34 protein-coding genes are annotated in these 25,511 nt (G+C 67.7%); 23 read left to right on the top strand and 11 right to left on the bottom strand.

Annotated elements, in window-relative coordinates; all coding sequences use genetic code 11:
- Positions 1-90: 90 nt before the first annotated feature.
- The 5 genes from GGR46_RS00325 to fumC form a co-directional block, all read right to left on the bottom strand.
- Positions 91-429, bottom strand: a complete 339-nt coding sequence (locus tag GGR46_RS00325) for a DUF1428 domain-containing protein (RefSeq protein ID WP_183993503.1) — start codon at positions 427-429, stop codon at positions 91-93.
- Positions 430-431: 2 nt separating this feature from the next.
- Entirely contained in the window at positions 432-992 is a 561-nt protein-coding gene (locus GGR46_RS00320; RefSeq protein WP_183993501.1) for a hypothetical protein, read from the bottom strand.
- 23 nt (positions 993-1,015) lie between these two features.
- Complete coding sequence (gene gmk / locus GGR46_RS00315) at positions 1,016-1,666, bottom strand: guanylate kinase (RefSeq protein WP_183993499.1); 651 nt, start codon at positions 1,664-1,666, stop codon at positions 1,016-1,018.
- A gap of 82 nt (positions 1,667-1,748) precedes the next feature.
- Positions 1,749-1,943: a hypothetical protein gene (locus GGR46_RS00310; protein WP_183993497.1), complete on the bottom strand. Its 195-nt coding sequence runs from the start codon at positions 1,941-1,943 to the stop codon at positions 1,749-1,751.
- A 205-nt stretch (positions 1,944-2,148) separates the two neighbouring features.
- Positions 2,149-3,537, bottom strand: a complete 1,389-nt coding sequence (gene fumC / locus GGR46_RS00305) for a class II fumarate hydratase (protein ID WP_183993495.1) — start codon at positions 3,535-3,537, stop codon at positions 2,149-2,151.
- 157 nt (positions 3,538-3,694) lie between these two features.
- Here fumC and GGR46_RS00300 point away from each other — a divergent pair, with 157 nt between their 5' ends.
- On the top strand, positions 3,695-4,375 hold the full coding sequence (locus GGR46_RS00300) for a PilZ domain-containing protein (protein ID WP_183993493.1): 681 nt from the start codon (positions 3,695-3,697) through the stop codon (positions 4,373-4,375).
- A gap of 157 nt (positions 4,376-4,532) precedes the next feature.
- The gene (locus GGR46_RS00295) at positions 4,533-4,802 is read left to right on the top strand and encodes a hypothetical protein (protein ID WP_183993491.1); all 270 of its coding nucleotides are present in this window, start codon (positions 4,533-4,535) and stop codon (positions 4,800-4,802) included.
- A 36-nt stretch (positions 4,803-4,838) separates the two neighbouring features.
- Here GGR46_RS00295 and GGR46_RS00290 read toward each other — a convergent pair whose 3' ends face one another.
- Complete coding sequence (locus GGR46_RS00290; RefSeq protein WP_183993489.1) at positions 4,839-5,324, bottom strand: SspB family protein; 486 nt, start codon at positions 5,322-5,324, stop codon at positions 4,839-4,841.
- Between the two features lie 73 nt (positions 5,325-5,397).
- Here GGR46_RS00290 and hisB point away from each other — a divergent pair, with 73 nt between their 5' ends.
- The 13 genes from hisB (at position 5,398) to GGR46_RS00225 (ending at position 13,889) form a co-directional block, all read left to right on the top strand.
- Entirely contained in the window at positions 5,398-5,985 is a 588-nt protein-coding gene (gene hisB / locus GGR46_RS00285) for an imidazoleglycerol-phosphate dehydratase HisB (RefSeq protein ID WP_116838751.1), read from the top strand.
- 13 nt (positions 5,986-5,998) lie between these two features.
- Positions 5,999-6,601: an imidazole glycerol phosphate synthase subunit HisH gene (gene hisH, locus GGR46_RS00280; RefSeq protein ID WP_183993486.1), complete on the top strand. Its 603-nt coding sequence runs from the start codon at positions 5,999-6,001 to the stop codon at positions 6,599-6,601.
- 8 nt (positions 6,602-6,609) lie between these two features.
- Positions 6,610-7,338 (top strand): 1-(5-phosphoribosyl)-5-[(5-phosphoribosylamino)methylideneamino]imidazole-4-carboxamide isomerase, encoded by a 729-nt coding sequence (gene hisA, locus GGR46_RS00275; RefSeq protein ID WP_183996586.1) that lies wholly within the window; start codon positions 6,610-6,612, stop codon positions 7,336-7,338.
- Positions 7,335-8,093, top strand: a complete 759-nt coding sequence (gene hisF, locus GGR46_RS00270; RefSeq protein ID WP_183993484.1) for an imidazole glycerol phosphate synthase subunit HisF — start codon at positions 7,335-7,337, stop codon at positions 8,091-8,093. Before hisA ends, hisF begins: the two co-directional genes overlap by 4 nt.
- Positions 8,094-8,153: 60 nt before the next feature.
- Complete coding sequence (locus tag GGR46_RS00265; protein WP_221262517.1) at positions 8,154-8,552, top strand: hypothetical protein; 399 nt, start codon at positions 8,154-8,156, stop codon at positions 8,550-8,552.
- A complete protein-coding gene (locus GGR46_RS00260) occupies positions 8,552-9,541 on the top strand; it encodes a L,D-transpeptidase (RefSeq protein WP_183993480.1) in 990 nt (329 codons plus the stop codon). The genes GGR46_RS00265 and GGR46_RS00260 overlap by 1 nt, the downstream gene beginning before the upstream one ends.
- 134 nt (positions 9,542-9,675) lie before the next feature.
- Positions 9,676-9,927, top strand: coding sequence for a PEP-CTERM sorting domain-containing protein (locus tag GGR46_RS00255; protein WP_183993478.1), 252 nt, complete (start codon positions 9,676-9,678; stop codon positions 9,925-9,927).
- 36 nt (positions 9,928-9,963) lie between these two features.
- Complete coding sequence (locus tag GGR46_RS00250; protein WP_183993476.1) at positions 9,964-10,167, top strand: hypothetical protein; 204 nt, start codon at positions 9,964-9,966, stop codon at positions 10,165-10,167.
- A gap of 31 nt (positions 10,168-10,198) precedes the next feature.
- Positions 10,199-10,516, top strand: coding sequence for a phosphoribosyl-ATP diphosphatase (locus GGR46_RS00245; protein WP_183993474.1), 318 nt, complete (start codon positions 10,199-10,201; stop codon positions 10,514-10,516).
- Positions 10,517-10,641: 125 nt separating this feature from the next.
- Entirely contained in the window at positions 10,642-11,019 is a 378-nt protein-coding gene (locus GGR46_RS00240; RefSeq protein WP_183993472.1) for a histidine triad nucleotide-binding protein, read from the top strand.
- 26 nt (positions 11,020-11,045) lie between these two features.
- Complete coding sequence (locus tag GGR46_RS00235) at positions 11,046-11,762, top strand: MgtC/SapB family protein (protein ID WP_183993470.1); 717 nt, start codon at positions 11,046-11,048, stop codon at positions 11,760-11,762.
- Positions 11,763-11,815: 53 nt separating this feature from the next.
- Complete coding sequence (locus tag GGR46_RS00230) at positions 11,816-12,145, top strand: SMR family transporter (RefSeq protein WP_183993468.1); 330 nt, start codon at positions 11,816-11,818, stop codon at positions 12,143-12,145.
- A 202-nt stretch (positions 12,146-12,347) separates the two neighbouring features.
- On the top strand, positions 12,348-13,889 hold the full coding sequence (locus GGR46_RS00225) for an amino acid permease (RefSeq protein WP_183993466.1): 1,542 nt from the start codon (positions 12,348-12,350) through the stop codon (positions 13,887-13,889).
- 105 nt (positions 13,890-13,994) lie between these two features.
- On the opposite strand, the gene GGR46_RS00220 is transcribed toward GGR46_RS00225, so the two are convergent.
- Positions 13,995-14,993: an adenosine kinase gene (locus tag GGR46_RS00220; protein ID WP_183993463.1), complete on the bottom strand. Its 999-nt coding sequence runs from the start codon at positions 14,991-14,993 to the stop codon at positions 13,995-13,997.
- Between the two features lie 56 nt (positions 14,994-15,049).
- On the opposite strand from GGR46_RS00220, the gene GGR46_RS00215 reads away from it, so the two are divergent.
- From GGR46_RS00215 to GGR46_RS00205, 3 genes are read left to right on the top strand one after another with little or no spacing between them, the layout of a single operon-like run.
- Positions 15,050-15,745, top strand: coding sequence for an EI24 domain-containing protein (locus GGR46_RS00215; protein WP_183993461.1), 696 nt, complete (start codon positions 15,050-15,052; stop codon positions 15,743-15,745).
- On the top strand, positions 15,742-16,149 hold the full coding sequence (locus GGR46_RS00210) for a hypothetical protein (RefSeq protein WP_183993459.1): 408 nt from the start codon (positions 15,742-15,744) through the stop codon (positions 16,147-16,149). The genes GGR46_RS00215 and GGR46_RS00210 overlap by 4 nt, the downstream gene beginning before the upstream one ends.
- Positions 16,146-16,919, top strand: coding sequence for a methyltransferase domain-containing protein (locus GGR46_RS00205; RefSeq protein ID WP_183993457.1), 774 nt, complete (start codon positions 16,146-16,148; stop codon positions 16,917-16,919). Before GGR46_RS00210 ends, GGR46_RS00205 begins: the two co-directional genes overlap by 4 nt.
- Here GGR46_RS00205 and queG read toward each other — a convergent pair.
- Positions 16,916-17,965: a tRNA epoxyqueuosine(34) reductase QueG gene (gene queG / locus GGR46_RS00200; RefSeq protein WP_343057899.1), complete on the bottom strand. Its 1,050-nt coding sequence runs from the start codon at positions 17,963-17,965 to the stop codon at positions 16,916-16,918. The two genes, GGR46_RS00205 and queG, sit on opposite strands and share 4 nt — an antisense overlap.
- A gap of 131 nt (positions 17,966-18,096) precedes the next feature.
- On the opposite strand from queG, the gene GGR46_RS00195 reads away from it, so the two are divergent.
- From GGR46_RS00195 to msrB, 4 genes are all read left to right on the top strand, one after another.
- Positions 18,097-19,047 carry an ABC transporter ATP-binding protein gene (locus GGR46_RS00195; protein WP_183993455.1) on the top strand — a complete coding sequence of 317 codons (951 nt, stop codon included), beginning with the start codon at positions 18,097-18,099 and terminating at the stop codon, positions 19,045-19,047.
- Positions 19,044-20,276 (top strand): ABC transporter permease, encoded by a 1,233-nt coding sequence (locus GGR46_RS00190; RefSeq protein ID WP_183993453.1) that lies wholly within the window; start codon positions 19,044-19,046, stop codon positions 20,274-20,276. Before GGR46_RS00195 ends, GGR46_RS00190 begins: the two co-directional genes overlap by 4 nt.
- A gap of 241 nt (positions 20,277-20,517) precedes the next feature.
- On the top strand, positions 20,518-21,759 hold the full coding sequence (locus tag GGR46_RS00185) for a cytochrome P450 (protein WP_183993451.1): 1,242 nt from the start codon (positions 20,518-20,520) through the stop codon (positions 21,757-21,759).
- A 112-nt stretch (positions 21,760-21,871) separates the two neighbouring features.
- On the top strand, positions 21,872-22,354 hold the full coding sequence (msrB, locus tag GGR46_RS00180; RefSeq protein WP_183993449.1) for a peptide-methionine (R)-S-oxide reductase MsrB: 483 nt from the start codon (positions 21,872-21,874) through the stop codon (positions 22,352-22,354).
- Between the two features lie 59 nt (positions 22,355-22,413).
- Here msrB and GGR46_RS00175 read toward each other — a convergent pair whose 3' ends face one another.
- On the bottom strand, positions 22,414-22,983 hold the full coding sequence (locus GGR46_RS00175; protein ID WP_183993447.1) for a CHAP domain-containing protein: 570 nt from the start codon (positions 22,981-22,983) through the stop codon (positions 22,414-22,416).
- 423 nt (positions 22,984-23,406) lie between these two features.
- Here GGR46_RS00175 and GGR46_RS00170 point away from each other — a divergent pair, with 423 nt between their 5' ends.
- Positions 23,407-23,958 (top strand): hypothetical protein, encoded by a 552-nt coding sequence (locus tag GGR46_RS00170; RefSeq protein ID WP_183993445.1) that lies wholly within the window; start codon positions 23,407-23,409, stop codon positions 23,956-23,958.
- Positions 23,959-23,999: 41 nt separating this feature from the next.
- Here the strand turns inward: GGR46_RS00170 and GGR46_RS00165 are convergent, their stop codons facing one another.
- A complete protein-coding gene (locus GGR46_RS00165) occupies positions 24,000-24,734 on the bottom strand; it encodes an extensin-like domain-containing protein (RefSeq protein WP_183993443.1) in 735 nt (244 codons plus the stop codon).
- A complete protein-coding gene (locus tag GGR46_RS00160) occupies positions 24,731-25,477 on the bottom strand; it encodes an NUDIX hydrolase (protein WP_183993441.1) in 747 nt (248 codons plus the stop codon). The genes GGR46_RS00165 and GGR46_RS00160 overlap by 4 nt, the downstream gene beginning before the upstream one ends.
- Between the last annotated feature and the right edge of the window lie 34 nt (positions 25,478-25,511).

Below are 25,511 nucleotides of genomic sequence, written 5' to 3'. Positions count from 1 at the left end.
CGCCGCAATGCGGCGGTAACCCGCCGCGCCCCTCCACCACCGCCTTCGGCGGCGGTCCCCCTCCCCCAGCAAGCTGGGGGAGGAACTAAGTTAAAGCGGCGCGAAACACCCCAGAATCAGCCGCTTCGCATCGAAGGGAATCTCCCCCTCCACCTCCAGGCTGCCATCGACATGCATCGCCGCCTCCGCGGCATCGAGCGTCGCCTTGTCGGGCCAGACCTGCCAGGAGATAACGATCTTCTCCCCCGGCTCAGCCGCCACCGCCTTGCGGAAGTCGGTCACCGAGCCATCGGGCACGAAATCCTCCCAGGCCTCGGTGATTTCCAGACAGCCATGCGCCTTGAAGATCGCCGCACCCCGCTCGGCCCATGCCCGATAGGCATCGCGCTTCGCCTCCGGCACCGGGATCACCAGCGCGCAGATGTACATGGTCAGATCCGCGTCACGATCGGCCGCGGCAATGCCCAGGCGAGCACCGCGCCCGCCGCGATCCAGCTCGCCACGTCGCTCAGCCACAAATAGAAGAAATAGCCGAACGGCGCGTGGTTGAAGATCGGCTGGCCGAGATCGGAATAGGCGGTCACCGCCACGGCCGTGATCGCCACCAGCTTCAGCCGGTCGGCAAAGCCGAGGGTGGCCGCCACCATGCGCAGCGCGAAGCCGGCGACCAACACACAGACGATGGCGAGGATCAGGCCACCGACCAGCGCGCTCGCATCGAACGCCGCGAAGCCGTGCTGGTTGAACAGGATCATCGCCACCGGCCCCTGGCCGTAGAGCGCGGTGCCCGCCGGCGTATAGGGCCAGGGCACCGGATAGGCGCCGCTGCCGAGAGGGCCGAGATGCTGGGCCAGCGCCGCGTGCAGCGCCGCGCTGGCGGCATCGTCGGTCTTGGAAAGCGCGAGCAGGCTGAGCGGCGTGCCCCAGAAGATGAAGCCCACCAACCACATGGCGAGCCCACCGAGCGCGCCGCCGAGGAACAGTCTAGCCATCATAACCCTCCCCTTTGGGAAGGTTACTTCATCAACCCGCGGATGAATCCGATCAAGCCCGTCTGGCGCGAGCGCTTGAGCCGCTCGGCGTTCAGGATCGTGTGGACCGAGCGATAGCATTGCTCGACATCGTCGTTGACCAGCACATAGTCATAGCCATCCCAGTGGCTGACCTCCGCCGCCGCGCGGCTCATGCGCGCGTCGATCACTTCGATCGAATCGGTGTTGCGGTTGACCAGGCGCTGGCGCAGCTCGACGAAGGACGGCGGCAGGATGAAGACGCGGACCACGTCGCCGCCGGCGAGCTGGAACAGTTGCTGCGCGCCCTGCCAGTCGATGTCGAACAGCACGTCGCGGCCCGAATCGAGGATTTCCTCCACCGTCGAGCGCAGCGTGCCGTAGCGATGGTTGAACACGTGCGCCCATTCCAGGAACTCGTGGTTGTTCGCGATCTCGCGGAAGCGCTCCAGGTCGACGAAGTGATAGTCGACGCCGTCCACTTCGCCCGGGCGCATCGGCCGGGTGGTGACGGAAACGGACATCTGGAGGTGCTCGTCGGCGGCCAGCAGCTTGCGCGCGATCGTCGACTTGCCGGCGCCCGAAGGCGAGGAAAGCACGAACAGCACGCCTCTGCGCTTGAAGCCGTGCGGATCGGTCTCGGTGGAATGGGGCATGGGTGCCTTTGGCGTGGGAGTCCCCTCCCCGTCAAGCTAGGACCGGCACCCAATGCCCTTCCGTTTCGGGAATCCGTGGCGCTCAGGCCGCGGTTTCACGTCCACGGGTGAAATGATGATAGGCATAAGCCGCGCCGCCGATCACGATCGCGGCGGGCACGATCTTCTTCGCCGCCTTCCAGGTCAGCACCCCGGCGATTGCGCCGAGCGCCCCGCCCTCACCGTCCGCACGGTCGATGCGATTGCCGATCCAGCCTGCGATTGCGTCCCCGATCATGGTTGCTCCTGCGTAAGTGGTTACGAAGGAAGAAAGATCGGGAAGCCCCTAAGTTCCTCCCCGAGCTTGTCTCGGGGAGGGGGACCGCCGCCGAAGGCGGTGGTGGAGGGGCAGATACGAAAAGACCGTCGCTTTCGCGACGGCCCCTCCACCACTCGCTGCGCGAGCGGTCCCCCTCCCCCAGCGAGCTGGGGGAGGAATTTGTTTACCGCCCGATCATCGTCTCGGGGCGAACATACTGGTCGAACGTCGCCTCATCGACCAGGCCCAGCGCCAGCCCGCTCTCCTTGAGCGTCAGGCCCTTTTCGTGCGCGTTCTTGGCGATCTTGGCGGCATTGTCATAGCCGATCGCCGGCGCCAGCGCGGTCACCAGCATCAGCGAGCGGTCGACCAGCGCCTTGATCTGGCTCTCGTTCGCCTCGATCCCGTCGACGCAGCGCTCGGCGAAGCTCGTCATGCCGATGGACAGCAGCGAGATCGAGCGCAGCACGTTCGCGCCGATCAGCGGCATGAACACGTTGAGCTCGAAATGGCCCTGCATGCCGCCGACGGTCACCGCCTGGTTGTTGCCGATCACCTGCGCCGCGACCATCGTCAGCGATTCGCACTGGGTCGGGTTGACCTTGCCCGGCATGATCGAGCTGCCCGGCTCGTTCGCCGGCAGCGACAGTTCGCCCAGGCCCGAGCGCGGGCCCGAACCGAGGAAGCGGATGTCGTTGGCGATCTTGTTGAGCGCCACCGCCAGCGTGTTCAGCGCGCCCGAGAAGAAGACCAGCCCGTCCTTGGCGGCCAGCTGCTCGAACTTGTTCGGCGCCGGCTCGAACTGGGTGCCGGCAATGTCGGTGATCGCCGCCGACATGTCCTCGGCCCAGCCTTCCGGCGCGTTGAGCCCGGTGCCGACCGCGGTGCCGCCGATCGCCAGCTTGCGCAGGTTGCCGTTCAGCGCGCCTTCGATCCGGGCCTTGCAGCTGATCAGCTGCGCCGCATAGCCGCCGAATTCCTGGCCGAGCGTCAGCGGCGTCGCGTCCTGGGTGTGCGTGCGGCCGATCTTGATGATGTGATCCCAGGCCTCGGCCTTGGCGGTCAGCGAGGCGGTCAGCTGGTCGAGCGCCGGGATCAGCGTCTTGTACGTCGCGATCACTGCCGCGACGTGCAGCGCGGTCGGGAAGCTGTCGTTCGACGACTGGCTCATGTTGACGTGGTCGTTCGGGTGGACCGGCGACTTGCCGCCCTTGGTGCCCGCCAGCACGAAGTTCGCGCGGCCGGCGATCACTTCGTTGACGTTCATGTTGGTCTGGGTACCCGAGCCGGTCTGCCAGATCACCAGCGGGAACTGGTCGTCGAGGTCGCCAGCGACGATTTCCTGCGCCGCCGCCTCGATCGCATCAGCGATTTTCGAATCCATCCCATGCTTCCGGTTCACCCGCGCCGCCGCCTGCTTCACGATCGCCTGGGCATGGACGATGCCGAGCGGCATGCGCTCCATCGCGCCGAACGGGAAATTCTCGATCGAACGCTGGGTCTGGGCGCCCCAATAGGCGTCGGCGGGAACTTCGATCGCGCCGATCGAATCGGTTTCGGTCCGGGTGGTCACATCAGGCCTTTCATTCTGGATCCGCCTCTCGCGGAGTCGGGGCGGCTCTACCGCCTTGCCCCCCGCGATTCCAGCACCCCTGCGCAGGTGTCTGGCAAGGTGAGAATTTTGAGCGGCGTTAACCAACTATGCGTGCCTGGCTTCTTACAATGGAATCATGCACGCCGGCGCACATCTTCCATCTTCCAGCGGATCGCAGGAGCGCGCGCCGCGCAAGAACCTGTTCCTGGCGGCTGCGATCGAAGCCGATGCGCTGAAGGTGCCGGTGCGCATCCGCAACCTTTCCGAAGGCGGCGCGATGCTCGACGGCTCCGTGCTGCCGCGTACCGGCACCCCGCTGATACTGCGCCGTGCCGAGATCGAAGTCCCCGCCCGAGTCGTCTGGCAGGGCGAGGGCCGCTGCGGCGTCGCCTTCGATCACAGCGCCGTTACCGTCGACGAATGGATTTCGGGCAACCGCATCGCGACCTTCGACGGCTATCGCGGCCAGGCCCGGGTCGATGCGATCCAGGAAGCCGTGCGCGGCGGCGCGGCGCTCCCCGCCGAACCTGCCCCGCACCCGGCGGCACCGGCCATGGCCGATCTCGGCGAGCGGCTCGTCGAGGAGGTGTTCCTCGTCCGCGAGCTGCTGAACAGCCTGGGCGAACGGCTGGTCGAGGACCCCCACGTCATCGCCCGGCATCTCGAAGCGTTGCAGAATCTCGACCGCGCCAGCCAGATCCTCGAGCATCTCGGCTCGATCCTCGGCGCCGAGGATCCCGGCGCCGCGGCCCAGGCCGTCGTGATGCAGGACCTGCGCGCCCGCCTGCTCCGCCCGTCCAGCGCCAACGACGGCTAGGCAATCCCCCTCCCGATACTATCGGCAGGCATCCCCGTTTCGGGGCTAAATCTCCTCCGCGCGCGATTGCCCGGACCGGCATCGCCAACTTAGTCTGCCCGCACGGAAACAAGGGTCGCATCCGTCGGAGAATACAGGCTTTTCGAGGAGAACCGTCATGTCCAGACTCTCGATGCGTCGCACGCTGATCGCGATGGCGGCCACTGCCGCGCTGCCCGCTCTCGCTGCCGCGGCGCCGGGCGGCGAGACCATCTACGTCCACCAATATTTCAGCGACGACAGCTATACCGAACAGGTCGGCCGCGAGCTCGACCGATGCACGCAGCAGGGCGTGCAGGCCGGTACACTGTTCGGCACCTGGACACCCTATGTGATCGACACGCCCACGGCGATCTGCCGCGACGGCAACAAATATCCGCTCGAATGAGGCATTGGGGGCGGTGCGCCGGCACGGCGCGCCGCCTCACTTCTTCCGCTTGAAATCCACCGAGACGACGTTCGAGCCGTCCTCGACCGGCTTTGCCGCCGGCCCGTCATTCTCCGCTTCCTCGTGCTGCGGATCGGGCTCGTCGCCATTCTCGGCCGCCTGGAAGCGCAGTTCGAAGTTCACCGCCGGATCGTGGAAGCCGGTGATCGCCGAGAAGGGGATGTGGAGCATCGCCGGGATCTGGTTGAAGCTCAGCCCCACCGAGAACATCGCCTCGTCGACCTTCAGGTCCCAGAATCGGTGCTGCAGGACGATCGTCATCTCGTCCGGGAACCGGTCGATCAGGCGCTGCGGGATGTCGACCCCGGGCGCATGCGTCTTGAAGGTGATGTAGAAATGATGCCCGCCGGGCAGGTTGCCCGTCTCGGCAACCGAGCCGAGCACGCGGCCGACGACTGCGCGCAGGGCCTCCTGCACGATCTCGTCATAGGGAATCAAGCTATCGGGCACGTTGCCAGTCATGCCCCTTGGGTAGCGCACGGAGCCGCACGGTCAAGATTGCATGCGCGGCAACCATCGCTATTGGGGAGCGATCATGCGCACCGCCACCGTAAGCCGCAAGACGAGCGAGACCGCCGTCGACGTCACCGTCAACCTGGACGGCACCGGCGCCTATTCCGTTTCGACCGGGATCGGCTTCTTCGATCACATGCTCGAGCAGCTCAGCCGCCATTCGCTGATCGACATGGACGTGAAGACGGTGGGCGACCTCCATATCGACCAGCACCATACGGTGGAGGACACCGGCCTGGCGATCGGCGAGGCGATCCTCAAGGCGCTCGGCGACAAGAAGGGCATCCGCCGCTACGCCGACGCCCTGTCGCCGATGGACGAGACGCTCACCCGCGTCGCGATCGACATCTCCGGCCGTCCCTATCTCGTCTGGAAGACCGAGTTCTCACAGAAGCGCCTGGGCGAGATGGACACCGAGATGTTCGAGCACTGGTTCCACAGCTTCGCGCAGACCGCGGGCGTGACGCTCCACATCGAGACGCTCTACGGCACCAACAACCACCATATCGCCGAGGCGGCGTTCAAGGGCCTGGCCCGGGCGCTGCGCGAGGCGGTCGAGATCGACCCGCGCAAGGCGGACGTGGTGCCGAGCACCAAGGGCGTGCTGTGACCACGGTGCGGCAATGACCATCGCCCTGATCGATTACGGCGCCGGCAACCTCTACTCGGTCCACAACGCCCTGAAGGCCGCCGGCGCGACCGGCATCGCCGTCACCGCCGATCCGGAAGCCGTCCTCAAGGCCGACCGCATCGTCCTGCCTGGCGTCGGTGCGTTCGGCGCCTGTGCCGCGGGCCTGCGCGCCATCCCGGGCATGGTCGAGGCGCTGAACAGCCGCGTCCGCCAGCAGGCCGCGCCCTTTCTCGGAGTCTGTGTCGGCATGCAGCTGATGGCCGATGCCGGCGAGGAAATGGGCACGCACCCCGGCCTGGGCTGGATCCCCGGCACCGTCCGCGCGATCGCGCCGGCTCCCGGCGTCCACGTCCCGCACATGGGCTGGAACGACGTGATCCCCGTCCAGCCCCACCCGCTGATCGAAACCGGGGAAGCCTATTTCCTGCACAGCTTCGCCTTCACCGGCGAGCATGTGCTGGCCACCACCGACCATGGCGGCCCGATCACCGCGGCGATCGGCCGCGACACCATGATCGGCGTCCAGTTCCACCCCGAAAAGAGCCAGCGCTACGGCATCGCGCTGGTCGAAAGGTTCCTCCAGTGGCGTCCGTAGACAATGGCCTGATCATCTTCCCCGCGATCGACCTCAAGGGCGGCCAGGTCGTCCGGCTGGCCGAAGGCGACATGGACCGCGCCACCGTCTATGGCGACAACCCCGCTGCCCAGGCCGAGCTGTTCGCCAATGCCGGCGCCGAATGGCTGCACGTGGTCGACCTGGACGGCGCGTTTGCCGGCGAATCGGTCAACGGCGCGGCGGTCGCCGCGATCCTCGAGAGCGGCTTTGGCGGGCACATCCAGCTCGGCGGCGGCATCCGGAACCGCGAATCGATCGACCGCTGGCTCGATCTCGGCGTGCAGCGCGTGGTGATCGGCACCGCTGCGCTCGAGAATCCGGACTTGGTCCGCGAAGCCGCCCGCGACAATCCCGGCCGCATCGTCGTCGCCGTCGACGCGCGCGACGGCCTGGTCGCCACCCGCGGCTGGGCCGATGTGTCCGACGTCGCGGTGGTCGACCTCGCCCGCCGCTTCGAGGATGCGGGCGTCGCCGCGCTGCTGTTCACCGATGTCGGCCGTGACGGGCTTTTGAAGGGCTGCAACGTCGAGGCGACCGTCGCCCTCGCCCGCGCCGTCGCGATCCCGGTCATCGCGAGCGGCGGCGTGACCGACATCGCCGACATCCATGCGCTCCGCCCGCATGTCGAGGACGGCGTCGAAGGCGTGATCACCGGCCGCGCGCTGTACGACGGCCGTCTCGACCTCGCCTGGGCGATCGAGGTGGGCCGGGCATGACCGTCCGCGCCCGCGTCATCCCCTGCCTCGACGTCGCCAATGGCCGCGTGGTCAAGGGCGTCAACTTCGTCGACCTGATCGATGCCGGCGATCCCGTCGAGCAGGCCCGCGCCTATGACGCCGCCGGCGCCGACGAGCTCTGCTTCCTCGACATCACCGCCAGCCACGAGGCGCGCGGCACCATCCTCGACGTGGTGCGCCGCACCGCCGAGGTCTGCTTCATGCCGCTAACCGTCGGCGGCGGCGTGCGCAGCGTCGAGGATGCCCGCGCGCTCCTGCTCGCCGGCGCGGACAAGGTCGCGGTCAACTCCGCCGCCGTCTCGCGCCCCGAAGTCGTCGCCGAGATCGCCGAGAAGATGGGCAGCCAGTGCGTCGTCGCCTCGGTCGATGCGCGCCGCACCGCCAATGGCTGGGAAGTCTTCACCCATGGCGGCCGCAAGCCGACCGGCATCGACGCGGTCACCCACGCCATCGCCCTCGCCCATCTCGGCGCCGGCGAACTGCTCATCACCTCGATGGACCGCGACGGCACCAAGGACGGCTATGACCTCGAGCTGATCCGCACGATCGCCGACCAGGTGACCGTGCCCGTGGTCGCCTCGGGCGGCGTCGGCAATCTCCAGCATCTGGTCGACGGCATCACCCAGGGCCATGCCAGCGCCGTGCTCGCTGCCTCGATCTTCCATTTCGGCGAGGCGAGCATCGCCGACGCGCATGCCGCGCTGGCAGCGGCGGGGATACCGGTCCGGTCTTAATTCGTTAGCATTCCCGGCTACACTCGTGCCGCCCGCCACGGGCGCATGAGGAGAAGCCGCTTGCTCAAGCCCCTGTTGCTCACCGCCGCCGCCCTGGCCCTGGTCGCACCCGCCATCGCCCAGAGAGGCCCTCGCACCGAGCGCGTGGAGTTCGCGCCGCGTCACTCGTTCAAGATAATCACCGGTACCATCAAGGGGCATGACGCCGTGCGCTACCTTCTCGCCGCGCGCGGCGGGCAGAAGCTGAAGGTCAGGCTTCAGACCGGCAACCCCTCCAACTATTTCAACGTCACCGCGCCCGGTGCCCAGGCCGCGGTGTTCGTCGGCTCGAGCAGCGGCAACAGCTTCACCTTCACCATCCCCTCCAAAGGCGACTATGCGATCGACGTCTATCTGATGCGCGACGCCGCGCGACGGCTTGAAAACGCCCATTACACGCTGACCGTAGAGCTGTTCTGATGCGGGCAACCCTGCTTGTCGCCCTGATCGCGCTTGGCTGGACAGGTCCCGCCTTGGCCCAGGGTTCCAAGGCCAGCTCGGCCGTCGAGCTCGCCCGCGACATCGACCGGCTCAAGCCCGGCGAGTGGGTCTGGGCACCCGAAGTCGCGCCGGCCGGGCCGATCCTGGTCTATGTCGACCTCTCCGCTCAGCGTGCCACCGTGTACCGCAACGGCGTGCGCATCGCGGCGAGCACCGTCTCCTCGGGCAAGGCGGGGCACGAGACACCCACCGGCGTGTTCACCGTGCTCCAGAAGGACGCCAAGCACCGCTCGAGCAAATACAACAACGCGCCGATGCCCTTCACCCAGCGGCTCACCTGGGACGGGATCGCGCTCCATGCCGGCGGGCTTCCCGGCTATCCGGAGAGCCATGGCTGCGTGCACCTGCCCTATGACTTCGCCAGGGCGCTGTTCGCCGCGACCAGCCTGGGCGTGACGGTGGTGGTGCAGGGCAATGCCGCCGATCACATCGACACCACCGAGGCCAGCCTGCTCGCCCCGCTCGATGCCAAGGGCCGGCCGACCAATGTCGAGCCGCTCGACAGCGAGGAATATCGCTGGCGGCCGGAGCTTTCGCGCGACGGGCCGCTCACCATCATCGTCTCGAAGGGCGACCAGCGCATCGTCGTGCTGCGCGGCGGGGTCGAGATCGGCCGCAGCGCCGCGCATATCGCCGATGACGATCCCGGATCACACGTCATCACCCTCACCCGCGGCGCGGACGGCAGGGACAATTGGATCTATGTCGGCCTGCCCGGGCACAGCGAGGATGCCGGCCGCACGCTCGACGAGGCGACACGCAACCGCGTGCGCGTGCCGCGTGCCTTCTACGAGGCGGTGAAGGCCACGCTCCAGCCCGGCGCCACCATCCTCGTCACCCAATCCTCGGTCGGCGCCGCGCCGGGGAAGAAGATCACGATCCTGGACGCGATCACGCCGGCTCCGTAACGAGTCGGCGGGTTTTACAGCCGTCGCCTTTGCGCGCGCCCGTTTAACCATCGCAAGGCGCCGAATTCTGCCGGTTTCGGCATATCGGCCAGCACCTTGCTTAACCCTCTGTCACCATAAAGAGGGAAATTGTCATGATCCGTAGCTTTGTCCTTCCCGTGGCATTGAGCCTTGCCGCGGTCTCCGCCGTCCCCGCCTTTGCGATGGACACGCCGCCCGCCGATCCCGGCACGCCCGGCGGCACCAGCAGTGGCGGCAGCACCGCCAGCAGCAGCGGTGGCGGCTCGGGCAGCCCGACCTCGATTCCCGAGCCGGGCATGATCGGCCTGTTCGCGCTCGGCACGATGGGGGTGATCGCCGCCCGCCGCATGCGTCGCCGCAATTAACGATTTGTCGGGGCGTTGCGGATAAGCTCCCGGGCCATGCGCAACGCCCTGCTTCCTCTGCTGCTGCTCGCCGCAGTCCCGGCCCTCGCCGCCGACGAGCCGCCGCACACCGGCCGCGCGGGCAGCCGCTCGATGCCCGAGCTTTCGGACCTGGCGCTCGCCGCCTGCGCCGCCGGCGGCATCTGGTTCGTCCGCCGCCAGCTGCGCGCCCGCTTCCGCAAGTCCGCACCCAAGGATTGACAGGCGGGCCCGGCGCCTGCAGCCGGAAACCATGGCCGATCCGCTCGACATCCTCGAACAGACGATCCGCGCCCGCCGCACGGCGAGCCCGGACAGCTCCTATGTCGCCAAGCTGACGCATCGCGGCCGGGCCAAGATCGCGCAGAAGCTGGGCGAGGAAGCAACCGAGACGGTGATCGCCGCGATCCAGGACGATCGCGAGGAACTGACCAAGGAAGCTGCCGACCTGGTCTTCCACCTGCTCGTGCTGCTCGCCGATGCCGGCCTGGGGCTGGACGACGTCCGCGCCGAACTCGCCCGCCGCGAGGGGGTGTCGGGCATCGAGGAAAAGGCGAGCCGCCCCTCCTGACCGTCATCCCGGCGCCCCCGGGCCTGATCCGGGGCGGGATCTCAGGCCGTATCGCATCCCCGCACGAGATCCCGGCTTCCGCCAGGAGGACGGTTTGCTATTTGGGTCGGGAAAAGGAGCCGCGCATGCCCATCGACGCCACTCAGCCGTACGACGACCAGAACATCTTCGCGAAGATCCTGCGCGGCGAGATCCCGTCGAAGAAGGTGTTCGAGGACGAGTTCGCCCTCGCCTTCCACGACATCAATCCGCAGGCGCCGCACCATATCCTGGTGATCCCCAAGGGAGCCTATGTCTCGTGGGACGATTTCTCGGCCAGGGCGAGCGAGGCGGAGATCGCCGGCTTCGTCCGTGCCGTAGGGCATGTAGCCCGCGAGTCCGGCTTCGTCGCGCCGGGCTACCGCCTGCTCGCCAATACCGGCATGGACGCGCACCAGGAGGTGCCGCACCTCCATGTCCACATCTTCGCCGGCCGTCCGCTCGGCCCGATGCTGGCGCGCTAGCCCAAGTCTCCGGTCCGGGGGCCGTCATGCATTTCCTGCACACTTTCCACCTGGCGTCCTATCTCGACACGCTGGTCAGCTATGCGCTGGCCCTCGTGCTGGGCGCGCTGATCGGTGCCGAACGCCAATATCGCCAGCGTACCGCCGGCCTGCGCACCAATGCGCTGGTCGCCCTGGGTGCCGCGGCGTTCGTCGATCTCGCCCAGCGGCTGGCCGGCGATGTCGAGGCGGTCCGGGTGATCTCCTACACGGTCTCCGGCATCGGCTTCCTCGGTGCGGGCGTGATCATGAAGGAGGGCATGAACGTCCGCGGCCTCAACACCGCGGCGACGCTCTGGTGTTCGGCCGCGGTGGGCGCCTGTGCCGGCACCGACATGGCCGCCGAAGCCGCGACGCTGACCATCTTCGTGGTGGTCGGCAACACGCTGCTTCGGCCCATCGTCAACGCGATCAATCGCATCCCGCTGGCTGGCGGCGCGCTGGAGGCGACCTATTCGGTCACCCTCACCGCGAATCCTGCCAACGCGCCCGCCTTGCGCGACACGCTCGTCGATCACCTGGAACTGATGCGCTATCCCGTCGCCGATACCGAGATCGTCGAGCGTGCGGAAGACCTAGTGGAGATTCGGGCGACACTGGTCAGCACCGGCGCGGTCGATGCCGATCTCGACGCGATCGTGGCGCATCTCGCGAAGACCCGCACGGTGGTGCATGCGAGCTGGGAAGTGCAGACACACGACTGACGGCCGGCCCGACGCGCTTGCAAAATGCCCCGTGGCCTGCTTGCCGCAATGGCATGCGCTATCTCAACCTCGCCATCGCGATCGTCGCCGAGGTCACCGCGACCTCGTTCATGAAGCAGTCCGAGGGATTCACCCGGCTGGTCCCCTCGGCGATCACGATCCTCGGCTATGCGATCGCCTTCTATTTCCTCTCGCTCACCCTGCGCGAGATACCGACCGGCATCGCCTATGCGATCTGGTCGGGCGTCGGCATCGTGCTGATCGCGACGATCGCCTGGCTGTTCCAGGGCCAGAAGCTCGACCTGCCCGCCATGCTGGGCATGGCGCTGATCATCGCCGGGGTGCTGGTGATGAACCTCTTCTCCAGGGCCGCCGCGCACTGATCCCCCGGGGCCGTGCAGGAAAGCGGCCATGGCGCCCCGGCCAGGTACGTTTCCACGCGCAGGAGCCCCACGGCTCGACGCATTCATGCGCTAAAGCCACGCTTGGGGCCACTAAAGCATTGCCTCCCCCGGTTTTGCGGCTAGGCTCCGCGCTTTCATCCAAACGGGGCGGCGGGAAAAACCGCCGTAGAGGGGACCTTCAATGATCTTCGGGCGCGTAAAGCCACTCGATGCCATCCTCGCCACCGCCGAAAAGAAATCGCTCCACCGTTCGCTGGGGGCTTTTCAGCTCACCATGCTCGGCATCGGCGCGGTGATCGGCACCGGCATTTTCGTTCTCACCGCCGAAGCCGCGCAAAAGGCCGGGCCGGGCATGATGATCTCGTTCATCATCGCCGGCGTCGTCTGCGCCTTCGCGGCACTCTGCTACGCCGAAATGGCGTCGATGGTCCCGGTCTCGGGTTCCGCCTACACCTATAGCTATGCCGTGATGGGCGAGTTGATCGCCTGGATGGTCGGCTGGGCCCTCATCCTCGAATATGCCGTGGCCGCGGGAGCGGTCTCGGTGGGCTGGTCCGGCTATGTGATCGGCCTGATCGAGCACAGCTTCGGCCTCAACATACCGGATACGCTGGTGGCAGGCCCCTTTGACGGCGGCCTGATCAACCTGCCCGCGATGCTGATCGCCGGCCTCGTCACCTGGCTGCTGGTCATCGGCACCAAGGAGAGCGCCACGGTCAACGCGATCCTGGTCACGATCAAGATCGCCGCGCTCACCCTGTTCATCGTGCTGGCCGTGCCGGTGATGAACGGCGCGCAGTTCTCGCCCTTCGCGCCCACCGGCTTTGTCGGCATCTCGATGGCAGCAGCATCGATCTTCTTCGCCTATGTCGGCTTCGACGCGGTCTCGACCGCGGCCGAGGAGACCAAGAACCCGCAGCGCAACATGCCGATCGGCCTGATCGGCTCGCTCGCCATCTGCACCATCTTCTACCTGCTCGTCGCCGCTGGCGTGATCGGCGCCCCGGGCCTCAGCACCCAGCCGGTGATGGACGCCGCCGGCCATGCCCTCGAGCCGGGCAGCCGCGAACTCGCCGCCCAGTGCGCCACTCGCGCCGCCGAAGGCTTCAAGGACGTGGTCTGCTCGAAGGAAGCACTCGCCTTCACCCTGCGTGAAATCGGCTGGCCGCAGATCGGCAGCCTGCTCGGCCTCGCCGCCGGCCTGGCGCTGCCCTCGGTCATCCTGATGATGATGTTCGGCCAGACCCGCATCTTCTTCGTGATGAGCCGCGACGGCCTGCTCCCCGCCGCCTTCTCGAAGATCCACCCGCAGTACAACACGCCGCACGTGATCACGATCATCACCGGTGTGGCGGTGGCGCTGTTCGCGGCGTTCTTCCCGGTCGGCCAGCTCGCCAACATCTCCAACTCGGGCACGCTGTTCGCATTCGCCGCGGTGTCGATCGCTGTGATGGTGATCCGCAAGACCGACCCGACCCGCAAGCGCCCGTTCAAGACGCCTTTGGTGTTCATCACCGCGCCAATCGCGATCCTGGGCTGCCTCTATCTGTTCATCAGCCTCGATCACAAGAGCATCATCCTCTTCCTGATCTGGGCAGTGATCGGCCTGCTGGTGTATTTCGGCTACAGCCGCTCGCGCAGCCATGTCGGCCGCGGCATCGTCGATGTGCCCGAGCACCAGGCCTATGAGGAACTGGACCCGCCGGTCCCCGGCACCCATTAAGGGCGCCGGTTTCCAGGCAAGGAAAAAGGGCCGGGGGAGCGATCCCCCGGCCCTTTTTCTATCTCAAATCCTCCCCGAACTTTGCTCGGGGAGGAATTATAAGATTCAGCCCAGCTTCTCTGCCGCCAGCGCCTTGAGGTCCACCTCGGCGCGCGCGCCGTAATGCTGGATGATCTCGGCGGCGCACAGCGCGCCCAGGCGCAGCGAGTCCTTCACCGAGCGGCCCTGGGCCTGGCCGTGCAGGAAGCCCGCGGCGAAGCTGTCGCCCGCGCCGGTGGTGTCGACCAGCTTGGCGATCGGCTCGGCCGGAACCTCGACGCGCTCATCGCCGACCAGCGCCATCGCGCCCTGCTCGCTGCGGGTGACGACCAGTACCGGCACCTGGCCATGGACGTGCTGCACCGCCGTCTCGAAATCCTCCTTGCCGCACAGGGCAAGCAGCTCATTCTCGTTGGCGAACAGGATGTCGATCAGCCCGTCCGCGATCAGCTTGCGGAAATCGTCGCCGTGGCGCGAGATGCAGAACACGTCCGAGAGGGTGAAGGCGACCTTGCGGCCATTCGCCCGGGCGATCTCGATCGCCTTGCGCATCGCGGCGCGCGGCTCTTCCGGATCCCACAGATAGCCTTCGAGATACAGGATCGCGCCGCTGGCGATCAGCGTCTCGTCGAGCGCCGAGGCCGGCAGGAACTGCGAGGCACCGAGGAAGGTGTTCATCGTGCGCTGGCCGTCCGGCGTCACGAAGATCAGGCAGCGCGCGGTGGTCGGCTGGCCGGGGCGCACTTCGGTGTCGAAATGGACGCCGGCGGCGCGCAGGTCGTGTGCGAAAACTTCGCCGAGCTGGTCGTCGGCGACCTGGCCGATGAAGGCGGTCTTGCTGCCGAGCGCGGCGAGGCCGGCGACGGTGTTGCTCGCCGAGCCGCCCGAAACCTCGCGGCCCGGGCCCATCTTGGCATAGAGCGCATCGGCTTCCTCGGGCGAGAACATCAGCTGCATGGAGCCCTTGGCGACGCCGATCTCCTCGATGAAGCTGTCCTCGGCCTGGGCGAGGATGTCGACGATCGCATTGCCGATGGCGACGACGTCATAGGTCGGGCTGGTCAAATTCGTAGCTCCAATAGGTTGCGCGCACGCCGTAGAGACGGGCAATAGAGGATGCAATGATTCAGGCCTTCTTCCTGTCGCTGGGGCAGCTGTTCGACCGGCCGATACTCGCCGTCTTCGTCAAATCCGTCCTGCTCACCCTGGTGCTGTTCGCCGCCGCCAGTGTCGGCCTGTGGTTCGGCATGCATGCGCTCGCCGACCGGACCTCCGCCTGGCTCGGCGGCTGGAGCGGATCAGAGGCGTTCGCCGACATCACCACGATACTGATCGTCATCCTCTTCCACTGGCTGATGTTCCGCGCGATCGCCGTCGCGGTGATCGGCATCTTCGCCGACGAAGTCGTCGCCGCGGTGGAGAAGAAACATTATCCCGCCGCCCATGCCCAGGCGATCGACGTGCCGCTCGGTCGCTCGATCGCGATGGGCCTGGGCTCGGCGGTGCGGCTGATCGCGATCAACCTGCTGTTGTCGCCGCTCTACCTGATCCTGCTGGTCACCGGCGTCGGCACCGCCCTCGCCTTCTTCCTGGTCAACGCCTGGCTGCTCGGCCGTGACCTTGGCGACATGGTCGCCGCCCGCCACATGCCGCGCGGAGACCTGCGCGGCTGGCGCCGGCGGACCAGCATCGGCCGCTTCACGCTCGGCGCCGTCGGCACCGGGCTTCTGCTCGTCCCGCTCCTGAACCTGGTCGCCCCGGTGCTGGGAGCCGCAATGGCCACCCATGTATTTCACCGCGGGAGGCGGGCATCATGAAGAAACTCATCCTTATAAGCACCCTGGCGCTGGGCGCCTGTGGCGAGGGCGGCGTGATCCCGCCGCCGCGCGCCGGCTATGTGCCGGTGCCGAGCGCACGGCCCACGCCGAGCGCCCGTCCCACGCCGGGTCCCGCCACCCCGCTGCCCGGCGGCCTCGCCGCGGTGCAGGGCGCCACCGCCCCGCGCCTGATCGCGCGCTTCGGCAAGCCCCAGCTCGACGTCAGCGAGGGCACGGCGCGCAAGCTGCAATTCTCCGGCCCGATCTGCGTGCTCGACACCTATCTCTATCCGCAGAGCCGCGGCGAGGCGGTGGTCACCCATGTCGACGCCCGCCAGCGCGACGGCCGGCCGATCGACGAGGCGAGCTGCGTGGCGTCGCTCAGCGGGGCACGGGCGCGGTGAGCGACGCCGTGCACCCGGCCGCCGTGGCTGGTTACACGGCTTCCGCTGATACCTATGTCTCCGGCCGGCCCGGCTATCCCGCCGAGGTAGGCGACTGGCTACGCGAGACGCTGGCACTGGGTCCCGGCCGCACCGCGCTCGAGGTGGGCGCCGGCACCGGCAAATTCCTCCCCCGCCTGGTCGAAACCAACGCGCGCGTGATCGCGCTGGAGCCAGTCGATGCGATGCGCGCCGCGCTAGCCCAACGCAATCCGGAGGTGACCGCGATCGCCGGCACTGCGCAGGAGATCCCCCTCGCCGATGCCAGCGTCGATTCGGTGATCTGCGCCCAGGCCTTCCACTGGTTCGCCACCACCGCCGCGCTCGCCGAGATGCGCCGCGTGCTCCGCATCGGCGGCACGCTCGGCCTGATCTGGAATGTGCGGGACGAAAGCATGCCGTGGATGGCCGCGCTGGAGGCCCTGGTCGAACCCTATGCCGGCGATGCCCCCCGCTATCGCAGCGGTGCCTGGCGTGCGGTGTTCCCCGCCCCCGGTTTCGAGCCGCTGCCCGAACGGCGCGTGCCGCACCCCCATGTCGGCGACCCCGAGAAGGTGATCGTCGATCGCACCCTCTCGGTCAGTTTCGTCGCCGCCCTGCCGCCCGCCGAGCAGCAGCGGATCGCCGCCAGAGTCCGCGCCCTGATCGCCGCCACGCCCGAACTCGTCGGCCGCGACACCATCAGCTTCCCCTATGAGACGCGGATGTACGCCTGGCGCCGGACCAGCTAGCCGTCCGCCAGCCTCCCCAGCGCCCATCCCGCCGCTTCGCGCACCGTCTCGTCCGGATCCTCCAGCAGCGCCCGCACCGGCGCCACCAGGGCGGGGTCCCCACTGTTCCCCGCCGCGATCAGGCAATTGCGCATCATCCGGTCGCGCCCGATCCGCTTGATCGGCGAGCCCGAGAACACCTCGCGGAACCCCGCATCGTCCAGGGCCAGCAGGTCGGCCAGCGCCGGCGCGGTCAGCTCAGCGCGCGGCACGAACGCCAGGTTCGCCTGGGCCGCATGGGCGAACTTGTTCCACGGGCACACCGCCAGGCAATCGTCGCAGCCATAGATGCGGTTGCCGATGCCTTCGCGGAACTCCTCCGGGATCGGCCCCTTGTGCTCGATCGTCAGGTACGAGATGCAGCGCCGCGCATCGAGCTGGTACGGCGCCGGGAAGGCATCGGTCGGGCATGCCGTCTGGCACGCGTCGCAGCTGCCGCAAGTGGTGCGCACCCGCGCATCGGGCACCAGCTCCGCCGTCGTGTAGATCGCCGCGAGGAACAGCCAGCTGCCATGGCTGCGGCTCACCAGGTTGGTGTGCTTGCCCTGCCAGCCCAGCCCCGCCGCCTCGGCGAGCGGCTTCTCCATCACCGGCGCGGTATCGACGAACACCTTCAGGTCGGTCCCCGGCGCTTCGGCGACCAGCCAGCGCGCCAGCTCCTTCAGTCGCCGCTTGACGACATCGTGATAGTCCTGGCCCTGGGCATAGGTGGAGATCCGCCCGATCTCGCCATGCCCGGCCAGCGCCAGCGGGTCGCGCGCCGGCGCATAGCTCATCCCCAGCGAGATCACCGACTTCACTTCGGGCCACAGCCCCGCCGGGCTCTCGCGGTGATGCGCCCGCTCCTCCATCCACAGCATCGAGCCGTGGCGCCCGTCCTCCAGCCATTGCCGCAGTCGCTCGGCGGTCTTCGGCGCCGCATCCGCGCGCGCGATCCCGCACGCCCCGAACCCGATTTCGGCGGCTTTGGCCTTTATTAGTGCTTCCAGTGGCTTGTGCTGTTCCACGCAGGCCCGCTACCACGTTATTCGGTTCGCGGCACCAGCCCGCTCCCCCACCCGGCCTCCCAACGGCATTATTCTGTGGGAGGCCGGGTGGGGGAGCGGGCTGGTGCCGTCCTCGGCGCAGCCGAGGCACCATGAAAGGGGATTCTCATTTGACGAGCGAATTGGCCGTAAGCGCCCGGGGGCTGGTCAAATATTTCGGGGACAGGCGGGTGGTCGACGGCGTCGACATCGCCGTGCCCAAGGGTCTCGTCTATGGCGTGCTCGGCCCCAACGGCGCCGGCAAGACCACGACGTTGCGCATGCTGCTCGGCATCATCGAGCCGGACGAAGGCGACCGGAACATGCTCGGCCATGCCCATCCGCGCGACGCCAGCGACCTGGTCGGCTATCTGCCCGAGGAGCGCGGCCTCTATCCCAACATGAAGTGTCGCGAGGCGATCGCCTTCATGGGTGCGCTCCGCGGCCTGCCCTGGTCGGTCGGGCGCAAGCGCGCCGACACGCTGATGGACAATGCCGGCCTCGGCCACGCCAAGGACGAGAAGATCCGCAAGCTTTCCAAGGGCATGGCGCAGCTCGTCCAGCTGCTAGGCTCGGTGGTGCACCAGCCGCAATTGCTGGTGCTCGACGAACCCTTTTCCGGCCTCGATCCGGTCAACCAGGAGAAGCTCGAGAAGCTGATCCGGGCCGAGCGCGATCGCGGCGCCACCATCCTCTTCTCCACGCACGTCATGGCGCATGCGGAGCGCCTCTGCGATCACCTGTCGATCATCGCGGGCGGCAAGGTCCGCTTCGAAGGCACGGTGAACCAGGCCCGCGCGCTGCTGCCGATGAAGGCGCACTACACGCCGCACCACAATGTCGAGGGCGCCGTCAGCCTGCTTCCCGCCGACGCCGTCCGCGAAGGCGATGGCTGGCGCTTCACTTTGCCGGCAAACGGCATCGAGGCGCTGCTCGTGAAGCTGATCGACGGCGGCTACGGCGTCTCCGGCCTGTCGATCGAGCGGCCCGGCCTGCACGACGCGTTCGTCAAGATCGTCGGCGCCGATGCCCTGAAGGACCAGGAAACGGAGGAAGCGGCATGAGCAAGTTCGCGCGCATGCTGCGCCAGGCGCTGACCGTCGCCCGCCGCGACTTCACCGCCACCGTCTTCACCCCCACCTTCCTGCTCTTCCTGCTCGCGCCGGTGCTGATGATCGGCTTCGGAGCGGTCGGCGGGATCGGCGCCCAGTCGATCGTCGGCGACGATTCGCAGATGAAGATGGTGGTGATCGCCCCGCCCGAACAGGCACCGACCCTGATCGAGACCGACAAGCAGCTGCGCCAGCTCTTCCCCCGGAAGAGCGAGATCATGCCGCCGCCGCTCACCATCGAAGCACCGACCGGCGATCCGGCAGCGCAGGCCCGTGCCTATTTCGACAGCGACAAGTTCGATGCCGCCGCCGTGCTCTACGGCCCGCTCGACAAGCCCGAGGTCCTCTATGCCCGCCGCGGCTGGACCGAGGCGCAGTTCCTCACCCAGCTCGCCGAGCAGAGCCTGCGCGCCCAGAAGCTGGGCAAGGCCGAACCGCTCGCCACCGTCACCCAGACGGTGGTGCGTCGCGGCCAGGGCTCGCCCACCGGGCGCGGCCAGGCCGCCTCGATCGGCGTGTTCGCGATCTTCTTCCTCACCCTGTTCCTTTCGGGGCAGGCCGTCGGCACCATGGCCGAGGAGCGCTCGAACAAGGTGATCGAGATCCTCGCCGCCGCCGTCCCGCTGGAAAGCGTGTTCTTCGGCAAGCTGATCGGCATGTTCGGCGCCGCGGTGCTGTTCGTGCTGTTCTGGGCGACGATCATCATCAACGCGACCCGGCTGCTGCCGCCTGAAATCGCCGGCAGCTTCCCCAGCCTCGTCGCGGCGATGGGGGCGCCCACCTATGCGCTGCTGTTCATCGCCTATTTCACCATGTCCTACATGCTGCTCGGCGCGATGTTCCTCAGCATCGGCGCGCTGACTTCCACCCAGCGCGAGCTGCAGATGCTCTCGCTGCCGATCACCATCTTCCAGATGATGATGTTCGGCCTGGCGCTGGGCGCAGCGAATCGCTCCGGCACCTGGGTCGAGACGGTGGCGCAGGTCTTCCCGTTCAGCTCGCCCTTCGCGATGATCGGGCTGGCGGGCAGCTCGCCGGCGATCTGGCCGCATCTGCTCGCGCTCGCCTGGCAGGTGCTGTGGGTGGCGATCATCATCACCGTCGGCGCCCGGGTGTTCCGCCGCGGCGTACTCAAGTCCGGCAGCCCCAAGCGCCGCGCGAAGATCGAGGCGACTCAATAAATCCTCCCCCGGAGGGGGAGGGGAACCAGCCGCAGGCTGGTGGAGGGGTATTCTCCACGGGCTATGTCGCTTGTGGCGCGCTACCCCTCCACCACCGGCTTCGCCGGCGGTCCCCCTCCCCCTCCGGGGGAGGATTTTGGAGAGATGCGTCCGACACCACCGGGAAGCCCCCTATCACCTCTCACTATTGACACGACTGTCAATTAGGTATTCCCTCCCCGCAGAATACAGGAGAGGCAGCATGGCTACGCTTGCGACCGAAACCGCGGCATCCGGCAGCTTGAGCGTCGATCCGCTCGACGTCAGCCGTCCCGAGCTCTACCGCGACGACACTTGGCACGAGCCCTTCCGCGAGCTGCGCGCCCGTGGCGGTATCCACTATACCGAGAACAGCGCCTTCGGCCCCTTCTGGTCGATCACCACCTACAAGCCGCTCGTCCAGGTCGAGTCGCTGCCCGAGATCTTCTCGTCCGAAGCCGGCGGCATCACCATCGCCGACATGGCGGAGGGCGACATCAAGATGCCGATGTTCATCGCGATGGACCGGCCCAAGCACACCGATCAGCGCCGCACCGTCGCCCCCGCCTTCACGCCCAGCGAGATGGTGCGGATGAGCGACAATATCCGGATGCGCACCGCCGAGATCCTCGATTCGCTGCCGGTCGGCCAGGAGTTCGACTGGGTCGACCAGGTCTCGATCGAGCTGACCACCCAGATGCTGGCGCTGCTGTTCGACTTTCCCTGGGAAGAGCGCCGCAAGCTCACCTATTGGTCCGACTGGGCCGGCGACATCGAGATCGCCAAGGACCCGGTCCGCAAGGAGGAGCGCCGCCAGATCCTGTTCGAGTGCGCCGCCTATTTCGGCAATCTCTGGCAGGGCAAGGTCGGCAAGGAGCCGACGCCCGACCTGATCTCGATGATGATCCATTCGGATGCGATGAGCCACATGGACCAGATGGAGTTCCTCGGGAACCTCATCCTCCTCATCGTCGGCGGCAACGATACCACCCGCAATTCGATGAGCGCCTATGCCTGGGGGCTCAACCAGTTCCCCGACGAACGCGCCAAGCTCGAGGCCAATCCCGGGCTGATCCACAATGCCACGCAGGAGATCATCCGCTGGCAGACCCCGCTCTCGCACATGCGCCGCACCGCGACCCAGGATACCGAGCTGGACGGCCACAAGATCCGCGAGGGCGACAAGCTCGGCCTCTGGTACATCTCGGCGAACCGCGACGAGAGCGTCTTCCAGGATGCCGACAGCATCATCGTCGATCGCGAGAATGCGCGGCGGCATCTCGCCTTCGGCCACGGCATCCACCGCTGCGTCGGCGCCCGCCTCGCCGAGCTGCAGATCGGCGTGCTGATGGAGGAAATGGCCAAGCGCCGGCTGCGCGTGAACGTCACCGGCGAACCCGAGCGCGTCGCCGCCTGCTTCGTCCATGGCTACAAGAAGCTCCCGGTCGAGCTGAGCCACTATTGAGCTCCCACTCCCATACCCGTCATCCCCGCGCAGGCGGGAATGGCGAAGTAAGGGAGCCCCACCCTACCAACGGATACTGGACGGTCGCCCCGTCCCTCCCCACATCCCACCCATGGAAACCAACCGCCGCAGCTTCCTCACGATCGCCGGTCTCGGCGCCCTTACCGCCGCATGCGGGGGCGCGCCTGCCGAGGCCGCGCAGAAATTCCCCTTCGCGCTCAGCGATGCCGAGTGGCGCAAGCGGCTCAGCCCCGCCGCCTATCGCGTGCTGCGCCAAGGCGCGACCGAGTACGCGTTCTCGAGTCCGCTCAACAAGGAGCACCGCGCCGGCACCTTCACCTGCGCCGGCTGCGCGCTGCCTTTGTTCAGCTCGACCACCAAGTTCGACAGCGGCACCGGCTGGCCGAGCTTCTGGCAGCCCTTGCCCAGTGCCGTGGCCACCGATGCGGATAACTCGCTCGGCATGAGCCGCACCGAAGTCCGCTGCCGCCGCTGCGGCGGGCATCTCGGCCATGTCTTCGACGACGGCCCCCGCCCCACCGGCAAGCGCTATTGCATGAACGGCGTGGCACTGGCGTTCGTGCCCAAGGCCTAGACGCGAAAAGGCCCGGCAAAACCGGGCCTTTCCAAATCCAGTCCTGACCGTCGAACCGATCAGCCCGCGTCGGGCGTCTCGTTCTTGGCTTCGGCCATCAGGTCGCTGAGGTCGAGGTCGAGCGACGGCTTGAAATCGTCTTCGCTGAAGTCGCGCGGTGCGCCGCCCGAATAGATGAAGCCGTTGACCGGATAGACCGAGGTGCCGAGGCCACCGACCGGTGCGAACCACACCTTCACTTCGCTCCAGTCGCCGTTCGGCGACACGTCGATGGCGCGGACGTTGCGCTCGATGCCGCCGGCGCGCGACCAGTTGGCGTGGGTGAGCAGCACTTCGCGGTCGCTGACGACCTGGCTGACCATCGCGACGTGACCGAGCGGCATCTTCGAGGTGCGCTGGAACGACATGACGGCGCCGATCTTCGGGGCCTCGCCGCGCTGGTAGCGACCGGCGGCCTGGTTCCACCAGGTCCAGGCATTGCCATGGATGTTCACGCCGGAGATCTCACGAGCGTAAGGCGCGCACTGCCAGAAGGTACGGCCCTTGGCCGAAGCCGCCTGGGGAGCGGCCATCATCAGCGTGCAAACAGCCATCAGCGCGAAACGCGCTGCAAAAACGCGGAAATTCATGGACCCCCCGGTCAGGAAGCAGTCAGGTGTTGAGTGCGACTGACCAAACTATAGGCGTGAAGTACACCCCCGCGGCTCGCCGATCCGACGAACCGTTGCGACGAGCCGATGACCTGCAAAAAACCCCGCTGCCTGGGGAACCTTTGCCCGGAAACTACGTACGCCCCGGCCCGGAAACCCCTTCCGTTCCTCCGGAGTAACCCGGACCCGGACACGCCACGAATGGGCAATATCCCTCCCCAAGCCCATCACCCGCCAAGGTTTTCCACAGAAGGGACTTCGGTTCATCGCAACCATGTTGCGCCGCGGAATCACATAAGTTCCTATGATGAACGGGGAACGACGACAGGTTAAGCAACCCGTTAACCATATGGGCGCAGTATCTGTCCCGGAGGGTAATTATTGGGGTGGGAGTATTGAGCCATGGGAGCAAGAGCTAAGCCGGCCGAAGGCGCGATGACGCTGGCAGAAATGAAGGAATTCGCGGGATTCACCGCAGCGACCCAGCGCTATGTGCGCCGCTCGCTCGATATCGGCCTGGAGCGGGACGACGCCATGGTGCGCTGGTCGCGCGACGTAGTCGAGGCCGCCAGCATCCGCGCCCAGGCGCATATCTACGAGCGCCTCGAGGAAGTCCGCGCCCTGATGCCCGACGACAGCGACCTCGACTCGATCGAGCCGTTCATGGCCCCGCTCGTCGCCATCGCCGCCTTCGACCTCAGCCAGGGCCGCCTGACCAGCTTCTCGGCCTTCCGCTTCCTCTACGAGCGGCTGATCGGCGCCGAAGTGCGCCCGTGGCTCCCCTCGGCCTTCTGCGCCGCGGCCGCGCTGCCGCACCTCCATCCCGAGCTGCGCCGCAAGCTGCTCCAGTCGATCAGCGAAGCCGCGGCGACCGCCTCGGGCTGGTCGAACCGCCAGCCGAGCTTCTACCCGGCCTGGGTGGAAAAGGTCGACTCGGCCGCCCTGCCGAACTGACGACTAGAACTCCTCCCTCGCGAAGCGGGGGAGGGGACCCCTCACCTACACGCCCGCCACCCCATCTCGCCCCGCTCCGCTTCGTCGAGGTGCAGGTGATCGCGGTGCGCTGCATTGTAGTCCGGCGAGAGCACGGTCGAGAACAGCCGGCATGCGCCGCCGCGCACCTCGCGCAGGAACGCGGCCTTCTCCCCGCCCTCACCCCAGTCCTTGAGCACGCTGATCCGCGTCCCATCGGCCAGGCGGAACCCCGCCACGTCTATCGCGTCCGCCGTCGCATGCTCGCTCCAGTCCCCGGCGCTGCGCCCGTACATCCGCCGGCACGAATAGCTGCCGAGATGCTCGATCTGCGTCACCGCCGCCCCGAAATGCTTCCGCGCCGCCGGCTGGACCACCTCCCATTCCCATAGCGACAGCGCCGCCGCCACCGGGCAGGACGTGCCCAGGTTCACCGGGCTGAACCCGATCCCCCGCGATCCGCCCGGCGCGAGCCGCACGCCATCGGCATAGCCGCACTGCGCATCCTCGCCCGCCACCCTGGCCAGCACCGTGTAGCGCACCCCCGCCGAGCGAAGCAGCGCGCGGCACTCGGCGAAATCGTCGGTCAGGCCGGCGAGCTTGCGCCCGGTGAAGAGGCCGATCGGCTGGCCCAGGTCGAGCCGCGTCCAGGGCAAATCCTGCGGCCACCCGCGCAGCGCCGCCCAGGCCAGCAACCCCGCGCCGAGCAGCACCGCGAACAGGACCGTCGCCAGGATCGCCCGGCGCAGGTCCTTCACGCGCGGATCGCCTCGTCGAGCCGCTGCGAGGTGACCGGATAGCCGAGATCGTCGGGGATGCAGAGATGCCGCTCGCCGCCCCGCTCCTCGATCCACGGCGTGATGGTGCGCACCGGGTGTGCGCGGGCATCCGCCACCACATCCTCGAACGAACCGAACAGCGCCAGCCGCTCGAGGTTGCGCCGGGTCGGGAAGATGATGTGCGCCTCGCCCCGGTCCGCCGCCTCGAGCACCGCCCGCGCGCTCGCCCAGAACACGCGGACATTCTCGTTGCCGTCCACCAGCGGCTCGGCCCCCTCGGGCGCGCGGACCAGGTAGAAGCGCGTGTCGAACACCTTGTGGTGCACCCCCGCCGGCAGCCAGCGCGCGAACGGCACCAGCGCGTCGAGCGCGAGCGCGGCGCCCGCCTCTTCGAGCAGTTCCCCCATCGGCTCGCCGGCATAGAGCCGATCGCGCAGCGCGGTCATCGCGCCGGCCGGATCGAGCCCGACTGCGACTCCCGCTTCCTCCAGCGTCTCGCGGATCGCCGCGATCCGCGCCGCCTGTTCCTCGGTCTCGCCGCCGCCGTGCAGCCCGGCCAACACGAAGTCGCCGGGATCGACGCGCCCGCCCGGAAACACCAGCGCCCCGCCCGCGAACGACATCGCCGCGGCACGCTCGACCATCAGCAGTTCGGGTGCCCCGCCGGGCACGTCGCGGATCACGATCACGGTCGCGGCGGGAATCGCGGGTTCGTCGGTCATGGAACGGGTGTAGGTGGTGCGCCGAGCGATGGCC

Origin of the sequence: Sphingomonas kyeonggiensis (assembly GCF_014196745.1) — a bacterium.
GTDB classification, from domain to species: Bacteria; Pseudomonadota; Alphaproteobacteria; order Sphingomonadales; family Sphingomonadaceae; genus Sphingomonas; species Sphingomonas kyeonggiensis.
The sequence above is the reverse complement of the archived record's forward strand: the minus strand, read 5'-3'. Positions and strand labels throughout refer to the sequence as shown.

Coding starts and splice junctions, on each gene's coding strand:
- GGR46_RS00325 (WP_183993503.1), bottom strand. CDS start 429: ATGTACATCTGCGCGCTGGTGATCCCGGTGCCGGAGGCGAAGCGCGAT.
- GGR46_RS00320 (WP_183993501.1), bottom strand. CDS start 992: ATGGCTAGACTGTTCCTCGGCGGCGCGCTCGGTGGGCTCGCCATGTGG.
- gmk (WP_183993499.1), bottom strand. CDS start 1,666: ATGCCCCATTCCACCGAGACCGATCCGCACGGCTTCAAGCGCAGAGGC.
- GGR46_RS00310 (WP_183993497.1), bottom strand. CDS start 1,943: ATGATCGGGGACGCAATCGCAGGCTGGATCGGCAATCGCATCGACCGT.
- GGR46_RS00300 (WP_183993493.1), top strand. CDS start 3,695: ATGCACGCCGGCGCACATCTTCCATCTTCCAGCGGATCGCAGGAGCGC.
- GGR46_RS00295 (WP_183993491.1), top strand. CDS start 4,533: ATGTCCAGACTCTCGATGCGTCGCACGCTGATCGCGATGGCGGCCACT.
- GGR46_RS00290 (WP_183993489.1), bottom strand. CDS start 5,324: ATGACTGGCAACGTGCCCGATAGCTTGATTCCCTATGACGAGATCGTG.
- hisB (WP_116838751.1), top strand. CDS start 5,398: ATGCGCACCGCCACCGTAAGCCGCAAGACGAGCGAGACCGCCGTCGAC.
- hisH (WP_183993486.1), top strand. CDS start 5,999: ATGACCATCGCCCTGATCGATTACGGCGCCGGCAACCTCTACTCGGTC.
- hisF (WP_183993484.1), top strand. CDS start 7,335: ATGACCGTCCGCGCCCGCGTCATCCCCTGCCTCGACGTCGCCAATGGC.
- GGR46_RS00260 (WP_183993480.1), top strand. CDS start 8,552: ATGCGGGCAACCCTGCTTGTCGCCCTGATCGCGCTTGGCTGGACAGGT.
- GGR46_RS00255 (WP_183993478.1), top strand. CDS start 9,676: ATGATCCGTAGCTTTGTCCTTCCCGTGGCATTGAGCCTTGCCGCGGTC.
- GGR46_RS00250 (WP_183993476.1), top strand. CDS start 9,964: ATGCGCAACGCCCTGCTTCCTCTGCTGCTGCTCGCCGCAGTCCCGGCC.
- GGR46_RS00245 (WP_183993474.1), top strand. CDS start 10,199: ATGGCCGATCCGCTCGACATCCTCGAACAGACGATCCGCGCCCGCCGC.
- GGR46_RS00240 (WP_183993472.1), top strand. CDS start 10,642: ATGCCCATCGACGCCACTCAGCCGTACGACGACCAGAACATCTTCGCG.
- GGR46_RS00235 (WP_183993470.1), top strand. CDS start 11,046: ATGCATTTCCTGCACACTTTCCACCTGGCGTCCTATCTCGACACGCTG.
- GGR46_RS00230 (WP_183993468.1), top strand. CDS start 11,816: ATGCGCTATCTCAACCTCGCCATCGCGATCGTCGCCGAGGTCACCGCG.
- GGR46_RS00225 (WP_183993466.1), top strand. CDS start 12,348: ATGATCTTCGGGCGCGTAAAGCCACTCGATGCCATCCTCGCCACCGCC.
- GGR46_RS00215 (WP_183993461.1), top strand. CDS start 15,050: ATGATTCAGGCCTTCTTCCTGTCGCTGGGGCAGCTGTTCGACCGGCCG.
- GGR46_RS00210 (WP_183993459.1), top strand. CDS start 15,742: ATGAAGAAACTCATCCTTATAAGCACCCTGGCGCTGGGCGCCTGTGGC.
- GGR46_RS00195 (WP_183993455.1), top strand. CDS start 18,097: ATGAAAGGGGATTCTCATTTGACGAGCGAATTGGCCGTAAGCGCCCGG.
- GGR46_RS00190 (WP_183993453.1), top strand. CDS start 19,044: ATGAGCAAGTTCGCGCGCATGCTGCGCCAGGCGCTGACCGTCGCCCGC.
- GGR46_RS00185 (WP_183993451.1), top strand. CDS start 20,518: ATGGCTACGCTTGCGACCGAAACCGCGGCATCCGGCAGCTTGAGCGTC.
- msrB (WP_183993449.1), top strand. CDS start 21,872: ATGGAAACCAACCGCCGCAGCTTCCTCACGATCGCCGGTCTCGGCGCC.
- GGR46_RS00175 (WP_183993447.1), bottom strand. CDS start 22,983: ATGAATTTCCGCGTTTTTGCAGCGCGTTTCGCGCTGATGGCTGTTTGC.
- GGR46_RS00170 (WP_183993445.1), top strand. CDS start 23,407: ATGGGAGCAAGAGCTAAGCCGGCCGAAGGCGCGATGACGCTGGCAGAA.
- GGR46_RS00160 (WP_183993441.1), bottom strand. CDS start 25,477: ATGACCGACGAACCCGCGATTCCCGCCGCGACCGTGATCGTGATCCGC.